Source organism: Succinispira mobilis DSM 6222 (assembly GCF_000384135.1).
Taxonomy (GTDB): Bacteria; Bacillota; Negativicutes; order Acidaminococcales; family Succinispiraceae; genus Succinispira; species Succinispira mobilis.
On sequence record NZ_KB913028.1, the window covers coordinates 1,302,425 to 1,317,787 of the forward strand.

Here is a 15,363-nt window from a genome sequence, read left to right on the forward strand (position 1 = left end):
TCCTAACTAAAATAATAATTTTTCTTCCTTTAACAATTGCGTTAAGTTATCATATTCTTTCTTTAACGCCAGATAATCATTCGCAATTTCTAAAGCACTTAGCACGGCAATCGTTTTGTAATTCAAACCTGGTTGCTTTTCTTGTATTATCGCCATTTTACTATTTAATAAATCCCGCATTGCTAATAATTCCGACTCCGCTAGCTCTGTTTTTATATTATAAGTTTCAGATAACAACTCTACACTTACCTTCACGCTCATGTCCATCACTCCTCGTATTTTGCCTTACTACTTATTTTAGCAGTAAAAGCTTTTTTTTACTATATGCTAATTAAAAAACCTTCCTTAGCACGAACAAGTGTTTTTATTTTATAGTTATTATGCTATAATAAAAGCACAATAAAACTCTGACAATTGCTCTTTGAGTTGTCGTGGAAGGTGGATAATATGGCCATTAAAATAAATATAACTATTGATCCAGACATCGAAAATACAAAATTAACACCTAGGCAAAAACAAGTTCTGCAAGTAATTCGAGAATTTATCAAAGAACGTGGTTATCCGCCTACCGTAAGGGAAGCAGGCCAACGTTTAGGACTAACTTCTAGTGCTAGTATCCATGCGCATATGTCTTCATTGGAAAAAGCAGGATTCATAAGTCGTGATCAAACTAAACCACGAGCTTTGGAAATAAACCCTGAATATACAAATTTCTCAACAAATACTATAACAATTCCCTTAGTTGGTCAAGTCACTGCCGGTTTACCAATTTTAGCAAATGAAAATATCGAAGAAGTGTATGCCTTTCCAGCAAATCTCTTGTCTGGAAAAAATCACCAGGACTTATTTATGTTGACAGTTATCGGTGACAGCATGATCAATGCAGGAATTTTTGATGGCGATATTATTGTAGTGCGCAAACAAACCATGGCTAACAATGGAGAAATAGTCGTAGCCCTAATCAACAATGAGGAAGCGACTGTTAAGCGTTTTTACAAAAACTCCAAAAAGATTATTCTCTACCCTGAAAATGATGCCTACCAACCAATCGAAGGTACGCAAATAACCATTCTTGGAAAAGTTATCTCTGTTTTTCGAAATCTATAATATTATGTTCTACCACAAATTATGAAAAAATGATATAATGTATTGGTATTTTACTAAGTTAGAAAGGATGTATTTTATTTCATGGAAAAAGAAAAAGTAACTATTAATGTCGCAAAAACCCTCTATCATAATACTTATCGTTGTACTGTTATTAATGAGCAAAATGAAACTAAAGCTCTTTTAAAGGTTGTACCTCAATTACCTTTGTCTCGCGAAGAGGTGCCTGAAAACGCGCCTGAAGTTCCGCCTTTTTTGTTAGTAGTCGTTGAAGATGCTGATATCGACCAAAACAATTTGATTCATTTTGAAGAAAGTGTTTCTGTTGCACTACTTAACCGTTTTGCCACAGATAGTACTGTTCCTCATAGTTGTCAATTTTTTTATCCAAGTCCAGCATTTTTCTTTAGTGATAAGAATTTACAAAATCCGACACCGATACAATAAATACTGCCTGTATTTATTGCCAAATAAACAGGTGCTGTCTCAAAATTTAATTTTGAGACAGCACCTGTTATTTTTTATTTATAAGCAATACATTCAATTTCCACTAAAGCATTTTTAGGTAATCTAGCAACTTCTACAGTACTTCTCGCTGGAGGATTAGTTGAAAAATACTCGCTATATACAGAATTCATCGCTATAAAATCATCCATATTTTGCAGAAATACGGTAGTTTTAAGCACTTTATCTAAGCTTGAGCCATTTTCCGTCAAAATAGCCTTAATATTTTCAAGCGAAGCTTTAGTTTGCGTTTCAATACTATTCGCTAACTCCCCCGTTGACATTTCGATTGGTAATTGCCCAGAAACAAATATCAACTTTTCAAGCTCTGTTGCTTGAGAATAAGGGCCAATAGCGGCTGGGGCTTTTGCTGTATTAACTATTTTTTTCATTTCATCACTCTTTCTTAATTTATAAATTTAATTTATCTACAGCTGCAGCGATTCTCTCTAGAGCAGCTTCTAAAGTAGTCCGTGGACAAGCAATATTCATACGCATAAACCCTTCTCCACCTGATCCAAATGTCGAACCTTCATTCATTGCGACCTTTGCTTCTTTCAAAAAGAAGTCATTTAGTTGTTTAGGTGGCATAGCTAAGGCTTTACAATCTAGCCAAACTAAATAAGTTGCTTGATGATTATACACCTTAATCTGTGGAATATTATCTTGCAAATATTTTCGCAAATAATTAAGATTATCCGTTAAATAATCTAATAGTTGGTCGGCATAATAATCACATTCATTATAGGCAACTTCTATTGGCAAAGTTCCAAATATCGTTCGACCATAAGCTTTATTATCTTCAACAGCTGCATAAAATCTTCTATGGATTAGTTTATTAGGAATAACAACTGCTCCAGAACGCATACCGGCAATATTAAATGTTTTACTAGGATTAACACAAACTATGCAGTTTTCAGCGGCTAGAGAACTAACTTTACCAAACGGAATGTGTTTATTACCTGCATAAACAATATCAGAATGTATTTCATCAGAAACAACTAAAACACTGTATTTAGCACAAAGTATTGCTATCTTTTCTAACTCTGCTAAGCTAAAAACTTTTCCTACAGGGTTGTGGGGATGACATAATAAGAAAATTTTTGTACGAGGATGACTCAATTTGTTTTCTAAGTCTAACCAATCAATTTGATATTCACCATTTTCATCTTGAATCAATTGATTAGCCGCTATATATCGTCCATTGTCTGGAATAATTGCATGAAAAGGATGATAAGCTGGCATTTGAACTACAACTCGATCACCAGGACAACTAAAAGCACGCAAAGCAAAAATTATTGCCGTAACAACTGCCGGTGTATACTCGACCATATCGGCGCTGATTTCCCAACCAAAGCGCTTCTTTTGCCAATTTACTATCGCTTCGTTAAAATTATTGGCATTAACTGGATAACCAAAAATTCCATGCTCAACTCGTTTTTGCATTGCTGCAATTATTTCTTGTGGACATTTAAAATCTGTATCTGCAATCCACATTGGAATTACATCAGTTGGGTGTGTATCCCACTTTTTACACTCAGTATTTCTGCGGTTGACAATTTCATCAAAATTATGTTTTTTCAAATTAATTCCCTCCCATACTTTTTCTTATACTTGCCCTTCGGGATTAATACCTAATTTTCTACGCCAGTATCTGGAATATACTACCCCTAAAGGATTATGCGCTAAAACACGATCCTTAGCTACTAAACAAGAAACCGGTACGTTGCTGCCTTTACTAAATAGCATATCGTGCCCTACACATAAACCTACGGTGAAGTTAAACTCTGTGGCTGCTTTATTAAGTACTTCTGCTTGCATCAATGGATTGCACATTGTTTCTCTGCTGTCCTTGTTAATCTGCTCTAACGCCAACTGAGATTTAGGCACTCCACAAATTTTACAACACACACTTTCAACTTCAAAAAATTTGGCTAAATAATCTTGAATCAGACCTGCTTCTTGTTTTAAGCCTATACAAAAAGCCAAGCCAATTTTTTTAGCCCCTAATATTTTAACAAATTCCACACTTTCTTCTAAGCGAGTTAAATTATTATAAAATCTCCCTTCAGTGCAAGCTGCAGCTTGCATGATTTTCAAATTTAAATTATCATCTGAATAGGCTTTTTCTACTTCTGCTGCTGTTATCTTCGTACAATTTTGTCCTTGAGTATAACAACGCGAATGCGAACATTTTGCACATTTCAATCCCTATCACTCCTTTATTTTTTTAACTTTAGTTTATACCGCTTAGCCCATAATTACAAACAAAGAATTAACTATCGCTGCAACTAGCATTGGAATGGCCGTACGCTTAACTACCTGCACTGGCGACACACCAGCAATACCTGCAATCCCAATAATAGCCGCTGTAATTGGCGAAACCACCCGACCGAAACTGGTCATAATCTGCATTGGTAAAATAAGCGTAATAACATCAATTTTTAAGTATGTGGCTATCTTCGGTGCTAAAGCGGCAAAAGAGAAGAACGCGGCATTACCTGAACCCATTAAAAAGGCACTTAAAGCAATTACAAAACATACTACCAAAATCATTGGTTTAGCGCCCAACCCTGCATTTTGTGCACTTTGAATCAAAGTATCTACGGCGCCTATTTTCAGTAATCCCATTGCAAACATCTCACCTGCAATAATCAAAGAAATTACCGCGGCAAAATTTTTACCCATACCTTCATAAAAATACTTCAATGAAGTAAATACTTCCTTTAAATTTAAAGTTCTAACCCCTTCAAAAATCATACTAATGATTGTACTTAAAAACATCGCCGTGACAACATCCATTTTTACACTGCTTTTAAATATTGGACTAAAACCTAAAATAAATACCATTGGTAAAATAGGCAATACAGCATAAACTAATGGTGGACATTTTTCTTCCGAGCCAACTACGATTTCTGGATTTTCTGAGCCTGGTACAAAACCCTCTTTTTTATCCCACCATTGTTGGACAAAATAATGGGTAATAGCTACAGCTAAAGTTATTGGCAAATATACCGGTAATTGATGCTTAACAAAATATACAGCTGGTTCTAACCCTGAAGTATTCGCAGCTAAAATTGCATTGCCTGAGCCTGGACCGACATCTATAAACTGACAACAAGCAATAACACCTACTGCAGACATTTTACTTACCCCTGAGCGAATTAAAATAGGATACATAGTAACCATTAACAACAAACCTAACCCTGCGTGACTGGGAATAAATAAAACTAAAAATTGTGTTACCAAAAAAGCTAAAACCAATAAAACATAAGGTGATTTTATCTTTTTTAACGGTGTGCCCACTATCGCAAATAAAGCTTTACTGGCGCCCACATAATCCATGTAACTGGCAAAACCCGCGATTGACATAATTGTCAACCCCAAACCTGCCACACGCGAACTACTAATAACTTTAAATACATGAAAAATATCCAAAACACCTGAGCCAGTAGCCTGTTTTGCCGGTAAAATTCCACCTTTAACACCAATAATAGTCGCAGCAATCAACAAAACTACACTTGCGACAACTAATATCGTTTGCGGATAATATTTTTTTATAATCATATAGGCCACCCAAACTACTACCAAACCTGCGATAATTAATCCTAACATTAATTTGCCCCCTCTAAGTAAATTTCTGCAGTTTTTTTATCTCTCTAATAAAAAACTTTCAGCTTGTGCTAAGTTTACTAAATTCTTCAGGAATTTGTCAATAGTTTTTTTTCACCATGATAATTTTTTATCTCTAGGACTTTTAGAAATTATAGACATATGTTATTATATTTATGCCATATATTAAATTTTTGTTTTTCACTGCATTAATACAATTTCAGGAGGTTAATATGCGCGAGATAGAAAAGTATATTCCCCTAGTAGATTTCTTAGCCAAAGCCCTAGGCCCAAATTTTGAAATAGTTTTACATGATGTAAGCAATCCAAACAATTCGATTATTGCTATTGGAAATAATCATATAAGTGGTCGCGAAGTAGGTGGATCGGTCACAGACTTAGCCTTAAAAATTTTAAAAGAGGGCCTTTCTAACGACAAAAATTATATAGCAAATTACAAAGGTCGCTTAAAAAATGATAATTTGACTAGATCTTCTAGTTATTTTATAAAAAACGAAAAAGGCCAAATTGAAGGAGTTCTCTGTATAAATATGGATGCAACAAAACTCCTTGATACACGTCAGTACTTGGATAATTTTATAAGCAATTTTACCGCTAGCGAAAATCCTTCCATTACAAATAGCATCAATAACGATACACAACTTAGTGCTTTAGAGGCTACGGTAGAAGTATTTGAAAACTTACATGCTACTATTGACGATGTTCTGCAAGCTATTATTGATAAAGTGCTAGCGGAATTTCCAGTTTCTCCTGAGCGAATGTCGCTTAAAGAAAAAATGGATGTTGTCAAAAAACTTAATGATCATGGTCTATTTCTTTTAAAAGGCGGATTACCTGAATTAGCACAACGTATGAAAGTTTCTGAAACAACTATCTATCGATATTTGCAAAAAATTAAAGAATAATAGAAAGAATCAAAAGACTGTTGAAATTTTTTGCTTAATTTCAAACAGTCTTTTCAACTTATCTGTATTAAATTCTTCCTCTAATTGATGTCCAAATTCATCATAAGATGTTTTACCATAGTGAAAGTCAAAAAAGTGTAGTGCCCCTCACTCGTTAGATTTTAGGTCTAACTTTCGGGGACACTACACTTTTTATTTATTTAAAATTTCAGTTGAAACCCTGGAATTTATTTCGCAGATTTAGCAATCTCTGCTAATTTTGCAAATGCAGGCATATCATGTATTGCCATGTCAGATAACACTTTACGGTCAATAGCAATTCCTGCTACACGTAAACCACTCATCAAACGGCTATAACTTACACCATTCATACGCGCAGCTGCATTAATACGAGTGATCCATAATCTACGGAATTCACCTTTTTTCGCTCTACGGTCACGACGTGCATAGTATAATGCTTTCATTACCGTTTCATTAGCTTTTTTAAATAACTTGCTTTTGCTACCACGGTAACCACGTGCTAATTTTAATATTTTTTTATGACGTCTATGTGCAGTAACACCTTTTTTAACTCTTGCCATGTTATATCCTCCTTAAGAAAATTAATTATGCGTACGGTAACATTTTTGTTACGCGATCTAAGTCTGATTTGCTTACAAGTGCAGCTTTACGCAACCCTCTTTTACGAGCTGGTGATTTTTTTTCTAAAATATGTTGTTTGAAAGCTTTTGCACGTTTGAAGTTACCAGCTCCAGTAACTTTAAAGCGTTTAGCAGCGCTTCTGCGTGTTTTAATTTTTGGCATGACTGTTCCTCCTTTTATTTATTAACTTTTGGTGCTAAAATCATAATCATGTTTTTGCCCTCAAGTTTTGCCTCTCGTTCAACATTTGCAATATCTTTGAGTTTTGTTGCCATAGCTGTCAACAATTTTGCGCCCAACTCAGGGTGAGATAACTCACGACCTCTAAACATAATTGTAAACTTAACCTTGTCACCATCTTCCAAAAAGCGTATCGCACCTTTGGCTTTAACTTCAAAGTCATGTTCCTCAATATTCGGTCTTAACTTAACTTCTTTAATACTAAAGGTTTTTTGTTTTTTACGAGTTTCTTTATCTCTCTTTTGTTGTTCATAGCGATACTTACCATAGTCCATAATTTTACAAACTGGTGGTTTGGCATTTGGTACTATTTCTACCAAATCTAATTGTTTCTCTTGTGCTAACTTCAAAGCATCTTTGACATTCATTACTCCTAATTGTTCACCGTCATCTGTATTGACCCGAACCTCACGAGCACGAATTTCCTCATTAATACGCAAATCTTCCTTGCTAATAAGAAATCACCTCCTAAAATATATAAAAGCGGGTGAAAACACTTCACCCGCTTAATACAACCACAATTGATGTATTAACCCAAACTACTTAATAGTTAGGTGAGAAGCGTAACTTCTACTTTATTATTTACTCTGATAGTATAACCCATGTAATTTGTCTTGTCAATAGTTACTTTGAACTTTTCAATTTTTGAATTCTTATTGTTTTAACTACCACTTTTTCTAAAGGTTTATCACTTGGATTTGTTTTAACTTTGCTAATTTTCATAACTACATCCATACCACTTATAACCTTACCAAAAATCGTATGATGATTGTCCAACCACGGAGTAGGCGCAACAGTAATAAAAAACTGTGAGCCTCCGGTATTAGGACCAGCATTTGCCATTGATAAAATCCCTACTTCACTATGCTTTAAGTCCTTATGAAACTCATCTCTTATAGAGTAACCTGGACCACCAGTACCATCTCCATTCGGATCGCCACCTTGAATCATAAATCCATCTATAACTCGATGAAAAATAGTTGCATCATAAAACTTTTTTTCTGCTAGTTTTATGAAGTTGTCTACTGTTGTTGGAGCTTTATCTTGATATAATTCTACTGTGAAATTGCCCAAATTCGTTTCAAAAACTGCCGTAGGATTTACTTTACTTACTTCTTTAGTTTTTTGTTTATCGTCAGACGATGAACAACCTGCCAAAAGCAATGCCAAACTTAGTAAAAAAATATAAATTATTTTTTTTCTCATATAAATTACTTTTTCTCCTTAATTTCTGCCATCAACATTTCAATAAAATTATCAATCCCTTGACTTCCTAAATCTCCTTCGCCACGTTTCCGAACTGCAACAGAATTAGTTTCTATTTCTTTATCACCAATAACAAGCGTATAAGGGGTTTTTTGAACTTGTGCTTCACGAATTTTATAGCCAATTTTTTCATTACGATCATCAACATAAGTTCTTACACCTAATTCAAAAAGTTTTTCATTAAATGTTTGTGCAAATTCGACATGTTTTGTTGTAATCGGCAAAATACGAACTTGAATAGGCGCCAACCATACTGGAAAAGCTCCAGCATAATGTTCGATTAGTATCCCAATAAATCTTTCAATGCTACCATAAACCACGCGATGAATCATTACTGGACGATGTTTTTGTCCATCTTCACCAACATAATTCAAATCAAATTTTTCTGGTAACAACATATCTAATTGTATTGTACCACATTGCCAAGTTCGACCAATAGAATCTGTTAGGTGAAAGTCGATTTTAGGTCCATAAAAAGCTCCATCTCCAGGGTTAATTTTATATGGCATTCCATAATCTTCTAAAGCATCTTTTAATGCATTAGTGGCAACTTCCCAAACTTCATCATTGCCCATAGCTTTTTCAGGCTTAGTGCTTAATTCCGCGTGATATTTCAAACCAAAAACGCTGTAAACAGTATCAAATAGATGAATTACACCTTGTATTTCGTCTTTTATTTGCTCAGTAAGCATAAAAATATGAGCATCATCTTGTGTAAAGGAGCGAACACGCATCAAACCATGTAGCGCGCCAGACAGTTCATGTCTGTGTACTAAGCCCAATTCACAAGTACGCATTGGAAATTCTTTATAGCTATGTGGTTTCGCTTTATAGACTAAAATACTGCCCGGACAATTCATTGGTTTTACAGCATAGTCTTCCCCGTCTATTTGAGTAAAATACATATTATTACGATAATGATCCCAATGTCCAGATTGTTCCCAAAGATGTCTTGATAAAATAACCGGAGTTTTAATTTCTTGATATTTAAATTTAAAATGCAGTTGACGCCAAAAATTCTCTAATTCATTTCTTATTGCCATCCCGTTTGGATGGAAAAATGGAAATCCTGGGCCTTCTTCTTCTAAGGTAAATAGTTCTAGCTCTTTACCTAATTTGCGATGATCTCGTTTAGCTGCCTCTTCTAACATTTTTACATGGGCTTCTAATTCAGGCTTGCTGTTAAATGCTAAACCATAAATTCTTTGCAACATTTTATTTTTTTCACTACCACGCCAGTATGCTCCAGCAACACTTTGTAGCTTAAATGCTTTTATTTTACTTGTACTAGGAACATGTGGTCCCATGCACAGGTCTATAAATTCGCCTTCACGATAAATTGTAATAATTGAATCTGCTGGTAATTCATTGATTATTTCAACTTTGTAAATTTCCCCAGCTTCTGTAAACATTTTTAAAGCTTCTTCACGACTAACTTCAATTCTCTCTAAGGGAATATCTTCACTAACTATTTTTTGCATTTCCTTTTCGAGTTTTTGCAAACTCTCTGGAGTAAACACTTCTGGGCAATCGATATCATAATAAAATCCATTAGCAATCGCTGGTCCTATCCCAAACTTCGCTTCTGGATATAAGCGTTTTATCGCATGAGCCAATAAATGCGCTGTGCTATGCCGCAATACATGCAATCCTTCATCATCTGTCCCTAATAAAAATGCAATTCGTGCATCTTCGTGAACTTCACGCGTCATATCTAATTTTTCCCCATTAACAATACCTACTAAAGCTGTTTTTGCCAATCTAGGTGCAATAGACGCCGCAATTTCAGACAGCTTTACACCTTTTGGATATTCTCTAGTTGCTTCATTCGGGAAAGTAATTGTAATCATAGCCATATTAAGCACTCCTTATATAATATATTTAATTAAAATAAAAAAATCTCATCCCAAAAAGGGACGAGATTATCGCGGTTCCACCCTTGTTAGTATTGAAAAACCAATACTCACTCTAGTAGCTAGTAACGCCAGCCTAAACGGTATAACTTAGTGCTCCAGCACATTCGTCAACAACTCCGAGGTGGTAAATCAACTCTATTTATCCATTGTTTTCAGCCACGCCAACGGTCTCTTTAAAAAATAGTTATAGCCAATTCTTCCTCATCTTTGTTTTTATTTATTAAACTATATTTATGGATTATACTCTAATGTTTTTACAAAGTCAATATCATTACTTTTTAATTTCAAGCAGTCCTGCACTTTCAAAAAAACTTACCTTATAAATAACTTTATCAATTTTGTATTCCCACTCAAATACCCCTAAATAAGTATTTTCCGTTTTAGCTTTTCCAAATTTTTTATTTAACACCCTTACTACGGAAGGAGTGTAATCCGGATCATAATCATCAAAAACAACCAAAATTGTCTGCATAACCCCTTTTTCAGAATAAGCATCAAAGGTTAAATTTTTTAAACGGCCTTTAAAAGTGGCATTATCTGTTATATCTCCATAAATATCGGTAAACGATTCGATATCTCTAGTTGCTTGAACTTTTTCCCCCGGCAAAATCATTTTCTTTAACAAATATTCATAATCATCTGCATAACTTGCATAACAAATTCCTTGAAAAGTCAATCCAAATATACAAACAAGCAGCAAACCTATTTTTCGTAGCCGCATATAGACAATCGCTCCTTATCTAATTTGACCTTGTCTTTCAACTTGATTATACCAAAACATAGCCTGATTAATATTTTTTTCTAATCCTAACCCAACCTCATACATATGACCTAATTTCGCTTGTGCATATACATTGTTTTGCATAGCCGCACGTTTATACCAATATGCCGCGGCTTTGTAATCTTGTTGAACCCCTTTACCATTTTCATACAATAATCCAATTTGAAATTCTGCATCCACAAAACCTTGTTTAGCCGCTTCTAAATACCAAAATAAAGCTTTTTCATAGTCTTGTAGTAAAATGCTACCTTCTTCATACAATTCTGCCAATCTAAATTGAGCAATCGGATAAGAATTTTGTGCGGAATTAACTAGAAAATACATAGCTTGTTGTATATCTTTTTTTACACCTCTACCAGAAGCATATATTAAGCATAATGCAAATTGAGCCGGAGCATAGTTTTGTTCTGCAGCAGCTAAATACAATTTCAATGCTTTTTTATAGTCAGACTTCACTTTTCTACCTTGTTCATAAATATTGGCCAAATGATATTGAACCTCTGCTAAACCCATTTCTGCAGCTTGCTCATAGTAAGCTAAAGCTCGAGAAAAATTCGCCTTAACCAATTTGCCTTGCTCAAATATTCTGCCTAAACGAGAAATCGCTAAAACGTTACCATTTTTACCTGCACGCTCATATAACTGCAAAATACGATTTATACTTTTTTCACCAGTGTTAGTTTCTTCTAAAATTCTAGCTAAACTATACATTGCCGCAGAATGATTCTGCTCAACTGCTAGTTGATAGTAATTAGCTGCCTCCTCATATTTTCCCTCACTCCGGTAAATTTCCCCCAAACTGTACTGAGCTAGGCCATTTCCTTGAGCAGCAGCCTGTTCATACCAATTTTTGGCTTGTTCTTGATCGGCAACTACATATTGTCCACTGGCATATAAATTAGCTAAAATTAATTGTGCTTCAACTTGGCCTTGTTCTGCAGCTTGTCTATACCAATAAATTGCTTTATTCTGTAGTTCTTGATCCTCAGAGCTTATGTATATATTGGCTAATGTTATTTGCGCTAAGCTTTTGCCTTGAACAGCTGCCTTTTCATACCAATATTGTGCTTCTTGTAAGTCTTCACTTACGCCCTTACCATGCTCAAACATATACGCCAAATGAAATTGGGCATCTGGATTGCCAGCCAAAGCAGCTTGACGATAATATGCATAAGCAAGCTGATAATCACGTTCAACCCCTGCACCACAGTCGTACATAAATCCCAAACTAGCTATCGCATCTATATCTCCCTGAGCAGCAGCTTGCTCATACCAGTATTTAGCTTGTGTAAAATCTTGCTCCAAGCCGCGACCTAAAGCATAAATGTGTCCAAGGCTACTTTGTCCATAAGAACTCCCATTCTTAGCTGCCATAGCAAACCAGTAAGCGGCCTGTTCAAAATCTTGATTTACTAAAACTCCATCAGCATACATACAACCTAATTGCACCTGAGCTTCAACAACATCTTGAACAGCTGCTTTTGTGTACCAATATGAAATTAATTCCGCTCTATTTTTTAAATCTAACTCTGATTCATATATTTCTGCTAAGCAATATTGAGCCAAAGCATTATTTTGTTTAGCTGCTCGCTCAAACCATTTCAATGCTTGCTTTTTATCTTCAGCTACTAATTTCCCTTTTTCATACATTAAGCCTAGACAAAATTGGGCTGTACTATCACCTTGTTCCGCTTGTTGTTGTATTGTGGCAATATTCATCTTTAAACCCACTCCTCATTCTAAAAATACTGTCTATGTGCATAATACTAGCACATTTCCCACAATAATTAAAGGGCTATACTTTTACAAAATATAGCCCTTTATAACTATTTTGACGCGTAATTATCAAAATAACCTTGAATATAAATAATCGGTGTTCCCTTGTCACCACTGCCACTAGTTAAATCGCATAAACTTCCCAATAGGTCAGTTAATTGGCGCGGCGTGGTTCCTAATGAAGCTTCTTGAGCTGTTAAATCTTGAGCTTTTTCATTTATTTTTTGACGCATCGCTTGTTCTAGCTCTGCATTATTTAAATGATTTAATTCTGTATCTGCTATATATTTGATTTTTATCTCATTGGGCGTTCCCGCTAAACCCTGTGTGAAAGCTGGTGAAACAACGGGATCAGCCAATTCCCAGATTTTCCCAATTGGATCTTTAAACGCCCCATCACCATAAACCATTATTTCTAATAATTTACCAGTTTTTAAAAACATTTCGCGTTGGATTTCCTCAACAATCGGTTGACAGTCTCGTGGAAATAATTTAATTTTATCTTCACTAGCTTTATTAGAACCAAGTAAACCTACCTCTAGATTATATCCTGCCTTATCCCGTTTTGTAGAACAAATTTCATCTAGTGAAAACACACATTTCGCGCCAGTTCTAGCCAGAATTTTTTTGGTGCGTTGCCGTTCATGAATATTAGCAACTAAAATATTATCCGAATAGTTGAGAGCCACACGAGAATCATTAGCTAAAATAACTTCAATTTGATTTTCTTTAGCTAAACTTTTATAGTAAGCTACATAATCAATTCCCGTAAAAGGGTGCTTCACAACTTCACCAAATATCTTGCGATAATCAGCTTCTGTTAAAACCTGATTATAGGGGTTAATATTTGCTTGATCCATTAATTCAATATCCATTAAGTGATTGCCCACTTCATCGGCTGGATAGTTCAAAATCAAATATATTTTTTTACCGGTCAAAGCAATTGCTTTCAACAAGGAAGAAAATCTATTACGACTTAAAATCGGAAATAAAACTACTAAACTATCGCCCATAAATTTTTCATTTATCTCTGTGGCAATATCTTGCAAAGAAACATAGTTCCCTTGCGTTCTAGCCACAATTGACTCAGTTATCCCGACCACATCGCGATCAGCAAATTCAAAGCCCGCTTCTTTTTGTGCTGCTAACAGCGAGTCTACTACGATCGCAACAATATTATCGCCTTCTTTTAAAATAGGTGCGCGCACGCCTCTAACTACTGTTCCAATTTTTCTGCTCATATCTAGCCTCCATCAAGCCGTTATTCATCCAATTTACTAAAAGCTTAGCATAATGCCTTTAGTAGTGCAAGTTATATAGCCTCTTGAAAAATTTATATTTTACTTAGATTTTTTAAAGTCTGCTCTAAAACAGTCAGTCCTTTTGCTATATCAATTTCCCGCGTAAACTCTAGAGGTGAATGACTAATTCCTGCCACACTAGGTAAAAATAACAAGCCAGTAGGCACTTTTTCTGCTAATACTTTCGCATCATGCCCAGCCCAACTTGGCAAACGCCTAAAAGAGATTTCTTGTTTTTCACATACATCTTGAAAAACAGCAGTAATTTCTGGGGACAATTCTATCGGAGCAATTTTATGTTCCGCTACTATTTTATAGGTCAAGTCACAACTAGCACTTACCGCATCTAAAATTTTTATAATTTCTTGATAGGCCTGCTCTAAAATTATCTGACTCGCCGCCCGAGTTTCTATGTGCACCTTAACTTGTCCAGCTATCACATTTACTGCATTGGGGAAAATATCTAATTTACCAACTGTTGCCACAAATTCACCAGCACTGGCCTTTGCCAATAAATTCACTTTACTTATCACTTCTGCCGCGCCTAATAAGGCATCACGCCGCCCTTGCATTTTTGTTGTGCCTGCGTGATTAGCCTGCCCCTGCAAAACTATCTCCCGTCTATCAATGCCTACAATTGTTTCTACTAGACCAACACTCAACCCTTGGCTAATAAGCTCTTCACCTTGCTCAATATGCGTCTCAATAAAGCACTTCACTACACTCATATCCCAAACAGCCTCTTTAAATACCCGCCCTGCAAGTCCTGCACCCTGCAAATAACTTTCAAAGCTTCTCCCTTCCGAGTCCATAATGTTTGCTTCGGAAAGGTTTTGAAATTCACCAATTAAAGTTCGACTGCTCATACAGCCTATATTAAATAATGTACCTTCTTCTTCTACCATAGCTATAACTTTAACTGTTCTTTCGGGCCGAAATTTTTCTGTTGCCCATTTTTTTATACAAGCCAAAGGCATAGCTATGCCTAAAGCTCCATCGTAATTGCCCCCGTTAGGCACAGTATCTAAATGCGATCCGGTTAAAACAACTGGTAATTCTGGTTTAGTACCTAAGTAAGAGCCAATTAAGTTCCCCATTAAATCAATTTCCGTATTCATGCCACAAGCTTGCATATATGCTGCCAAAAAATCGCGTGCTTGCAAAAATTCTGGCGAATAACTTAAACGTGTAGTCCCGGCTTCTGTACCTCCGAAATTCTTTAATTTTTCCAAAATAACACTAACTTCACACATACAAACACCCCTTTACAAATATAATGGGCGGGATTATCCCGC

General features: G+C 35.4%; 17 protein-coding genes and 2 other annotated features. Of the genes, 3 read left to right on the forward strand and 14 right to left on the reverse strand.

What is annotated here, in order from left to right:
• Positions 1 to 6: 6 nt before the first annotated feature.
• Positions 7 to 261 (reverse strand): cell division protein ZapA, encoded by a 255-nt coding sequence (gene zapA / locus SUCMO_RS0106195; RefSeq protein ID WP_019879726.1) that lies wholly within the window; start codon positions 259 to 261, stop codon positions 7 to 9.
• Between the two features lie 186 nt (positions 262 to 447).
• Between zapA and lexA the strand changes: the two genes are divergently transcribed.
• The gene (gene lexA, locus SUCMO_RS0106200) at positions 448 to 1,107 is read left to right on the forward strand and encodes a transcriptional repressor LexA (RefSeq protein WP_019879728.1); all 660 of its coding nucleotides are present in this window, start codon (positions 448 to 450) and stop codon (positions 1,105 to 1,107) included.
• Positions 1,108 to 1,188: 81 nt separating this feature from the next.
• A complete protein-coding gene (locus SUCMO_RS10465) occupies positions 1,189 to 1,551 on the forward strand; it encodes a hypothetical protein (RefSeq protein WP_019879730.1) in 363 nt (120 codons plus the stop codon).
• Positions 1,552 to 1,625: 74 nt separating this feature from the next.
• On the opposite strand, the gene SUCMO_RS0106210 is transcribed toward SUCMO_RS10465, so the two are convergent.
• Genes SUCMO_RS0106210 through dcuC form a run of 4 tightly spaced genes read right to left on the reverse strand, consistent with a single transcriptional unit; the run spans position 1,626 to position 5,223 of the window.
• Positions 1,626 to 2,000, reverse strand: coding sequence for a RidA family protein (locus tag SUCMO_RS0106210; RefSeq protein WP_019879731.1), 375 nt, complete (start codon positions 1,998 to 2,000; stop codon positions 1,626 to 1,628).
• A gap of 19 nt (positions 2,001 to 2,019) precedes the next feature.
• On the reverse strand, positions 2,020 to 3,192 hold the full coding sequence (locus tag SUCMO_RS0106215; RefSeq protein WP_019879732.1) for a MalY/PatB family protein: 1,173 nt from the start codon (positions 3,190 to 3,192) through the stop codon (positions 2,020 to 2,022).
• Between the two features lie 24 nt (positions 3,193 to 3,216).
• On the reverse strand, positions 3,217 to 3,816 hold the full coding sequence (locus SUCMO_RS0106220; RefSeq protein ID WP_019879733.1) for a DUF1847 domain-containing protein: 600 nt from the start codon (positions 3,814 to 3,816) through the stop codon (positions 3,217 to 3,219).
• A 42-nt stretch (positions 3,817 to 3,858) separates the two neighbouring features.
• Positions 3,859 to 5,223: a C4-dicarboxylate transporter DcuC gene (gene dcuC, locus SUCMO_RS0106225; RefSeq protein WP_019879734.1), complete on the reverse strand. Its 1,365-nt coding sequence runs from the start codon at positions 5,221 to 5,223 to the stop codon at positions 3,859 to 3,861.
• Between the two features lie 230 nt (positions 5,224 to 5,453).
• Here dcuC and SUCMO_RS0106230 point away from each other — a divergent pair, with 230 nt between their 5' ends.
• Positions 5,454 to 6,146, forward strand: a complete 693-nt coding sequence (locus tag SUCMO_RS0106230) for a helix-turn-helix transcriptional regulator (protein ID WP_019879735.1) — start codon at positions 5,454 to 5,456, stop codon at positions 6,144 to 6,146.
• Positions 6,147 to 6,373: 227 nt separating this feature from the next.
• On the opposite strand, the gene rplT is transcribed toward SUCMO_RS0106230, so the two are convergent.
• The 9 genes from rplT to SUCMO_RS0106275 form a co-directional block, all read right to left on the reverse strand.
• A complete protein-coding gene (gene rplT, locus SUCMO_RS0106235) occupies positions 6,374 to 6,727 on the reverse strand; it encodes a 50S ribosomal protein L20 (RefSeq protein ID WP_019879736.1) in 354 nt (117 codons plus the stop codon).
• A 25-nt stretch (positions 6,728 to 6,752) separates the two neighbouring features.
• Positions 6,753 to 6,950, reverse strand: a complete 198-nt coding sequence (rpmI, locus tag SUCMO_RS0106240) for a 50S ribosomal protein L35 (RefSeq protein WP_019879738.1) — start codon at positions 6,948 to 6,950, stop codon at positions 6,753 to 6,755.
• Positions 6,951 to 6,964: 14 nt separating this feature from the next.
• Positions 6,965 to 7,468: a translation initiation factor IF-3 gene (gene infC, locus SUCMO_RS0106245; protein WP_019879740.1), complete on the reverse strand. Its 504-nt coding sequence runs from the start codon at positions 7,466 to 7,468 to the stop codon at positions 6,965 to 6,967.
• Between the two features lie 29 nt (positions 7,469 to 7,497).
• Positions 7,498 to 7,610 (reverse strand) — a sequence feature (ribosomal protein L20 leader region).
• 42 nt (positions 7,611 to 7,652) lie between these two features.
• Positions 7,653 to 8,234, reverse strand: coding sequence for a peptidylprolyl isomerase (locus tag SUCMO_RS0106250; protein WP_019879741.1), 582 nt, complete (start codon positions 8,232 to 8,234; stop codon positions 7,653 to 7,655).
• A 5-nt stretch (positions 8,235 to 8,239) separates the two neighbouring features.
• Positions 8,240 to 10,150, reverse strand: a complete 1,911-nt coding sequence (gene thrS / locus SUCMO_RS0106255; RefSeq protein WP_019879743.1) for a threonine--tRNA ligase — start codon at positions 10,148 to 10,150, stop codon at positions 8,240 to 8,242.
• A gap of 53 nt (positions 10,151 to 10,203) precedes the next feature.
• Positions 10,204 to 10,427: a binding site (T-box leader), on the reverse strand.
• Between the two features lie 54 nt (positions 10,428 to 10,481).
• Complete coding sequence (locus SUCMO_RS0106260; protein WP_019879744.1) at positions 10,482 to 10,931, reverse strand: hypothetical protein; 450 nt, start codon at positions 10,929 to 10,931, stop codon at positions 10,482 to 10,484.
• Positions 10,932 to 10,946: 15 nt separating this feature from the next.
• On the reverse strand, positions 10,947 to 12,710 hold the full coding sequence (locus SUCMO_RS0106265; RefSeq protein ID WP_019879745.1) for a tetratricopeptide repeat protein: 1,764 nt from the start codon (positions 12,708 to 12,710) through the stop codon (positions 10,947 to 10,949).
• 107 nt (positions 12,711 to 12,817) lie between these two features.
• Positions 12,818 to 14,008, reverse strand: coding sequence for a coenzyme F420-0:L-glutamate ligase (locus tag SUCMO_RS0106270; RefSeq protein WP_019879746.1), 1,191 nt, complete (start codon positions 14,006 to 14,008; stop codon positions 12,818 to 12,820).
• A gap of 92 nt (positions 14,009 to 14,100) precedes the next feature.
• Positions 14,101 to 15,321: a Zn-dependent hydrolase gene (locus SUCMO_RS0106275; protein ID WP_019879747.1), complete on the reverse strand. Its 1,221-nt coding sequence runs from the start codon at positions 15,319 to 15,321 to the stop codon at positions 14,101 to 14,103.
• Positions 15,322 to 15,363 lie beyond the last annotated feature (42 nt).

Coding starts and splice junctions, on each gene's coding strand:
- dcuC (WP_019879734.1), bottom strand. CDS start 5,223: ATGTTAGGATTAATTATCGCAGGTTTGGTAGTAGTTTGGGTGGCCTAT.
- SUCMO_RS0106275 (WP_019879747.1), bottom strand. CDS start 15,321: ATGTGTGAAGTTAGTGTTATTTTGGAAAAATTAAAGAATTTCGGAGGT.
- SUCMO_RS0106270 (WP_019879746.1), bottom strand. CDS start 14,008: ATGAGCAGAAAAATTGGAACAGTAGTTAGAGGCGTGCGCGCACCTATT.
- rpmI (WP_019879738.1), bottom strand. CDS start 6,950: ATGCCAAAAATTAAAACACGCAGAAGCGCTGCTAAACGCTTTAAAGTT.
- SUCMO_RS0106265 (WP_019879745.1), bottom strand. CDS start 12,710: ATGAATATTGCCACAATACAACAACAAGCGGAACAAGGTGATAGTACA.
- lexA (WP_019879728.1), top strand. CDS start 448: ATGGCCATTAAAATAAATATAACTATTGATCCAGACATCGAAAATACA.
- SUCMO_RS0106250 (WP_019879741.1), bottom strand. CDS start 8,234: ATGAGAAAAAAAATAATTTATATTTTTTTACTAAGTTTGGCATTGCTT.
- thrS (WP_019879743.1), bottom strand. CDS start 10,150: ATGGCTATGATTACAATTACTTTCCCGAATGAAGCAACTAGAGAATAT.
- rplT (WP_019879736.1), bottom strand. CDS start 6,727: ATGGCAAGAGTTAAAAAAGGTGTTACTGCACATAGACGTCATAAAAAA.
- SUCMO_RS0106210 (WP_019879731.1), bottom strand. CDS start 2,000: ATGAAAAAAATAGTTAATACAGCAAAAGCCCCAGCCGCTATTGGCCCT.
- SUCMO_RS0106230 (WP_019879735.1), top strand. CDS start 5,454: ATGCGCGAGATAGAAAAGTATATTCCCCTAGTAGATTTCTTAGCCAAA.
- zapA (WP_019879726.1), bottom strand. CDS start 261: ATGAGCGTGAAGGTAAGTGTAGAGTTGTTATCTGAAACTTATAATATA.
- SUCMO_RS10465 (WP_019879730.1), top strand. CDS start 1,189: ATGGAAAAAGAAAAAGTAACTATTAATGTCGCAAAAACCCTCTATCAT.
- SUCMO_RS0106260 (WP_019879744.1), bottom strand. CDS start 10,931: ATGCGGCTACGAAAAATAGGTTTGCTGCTTGTTTGTATATTTGGATTG.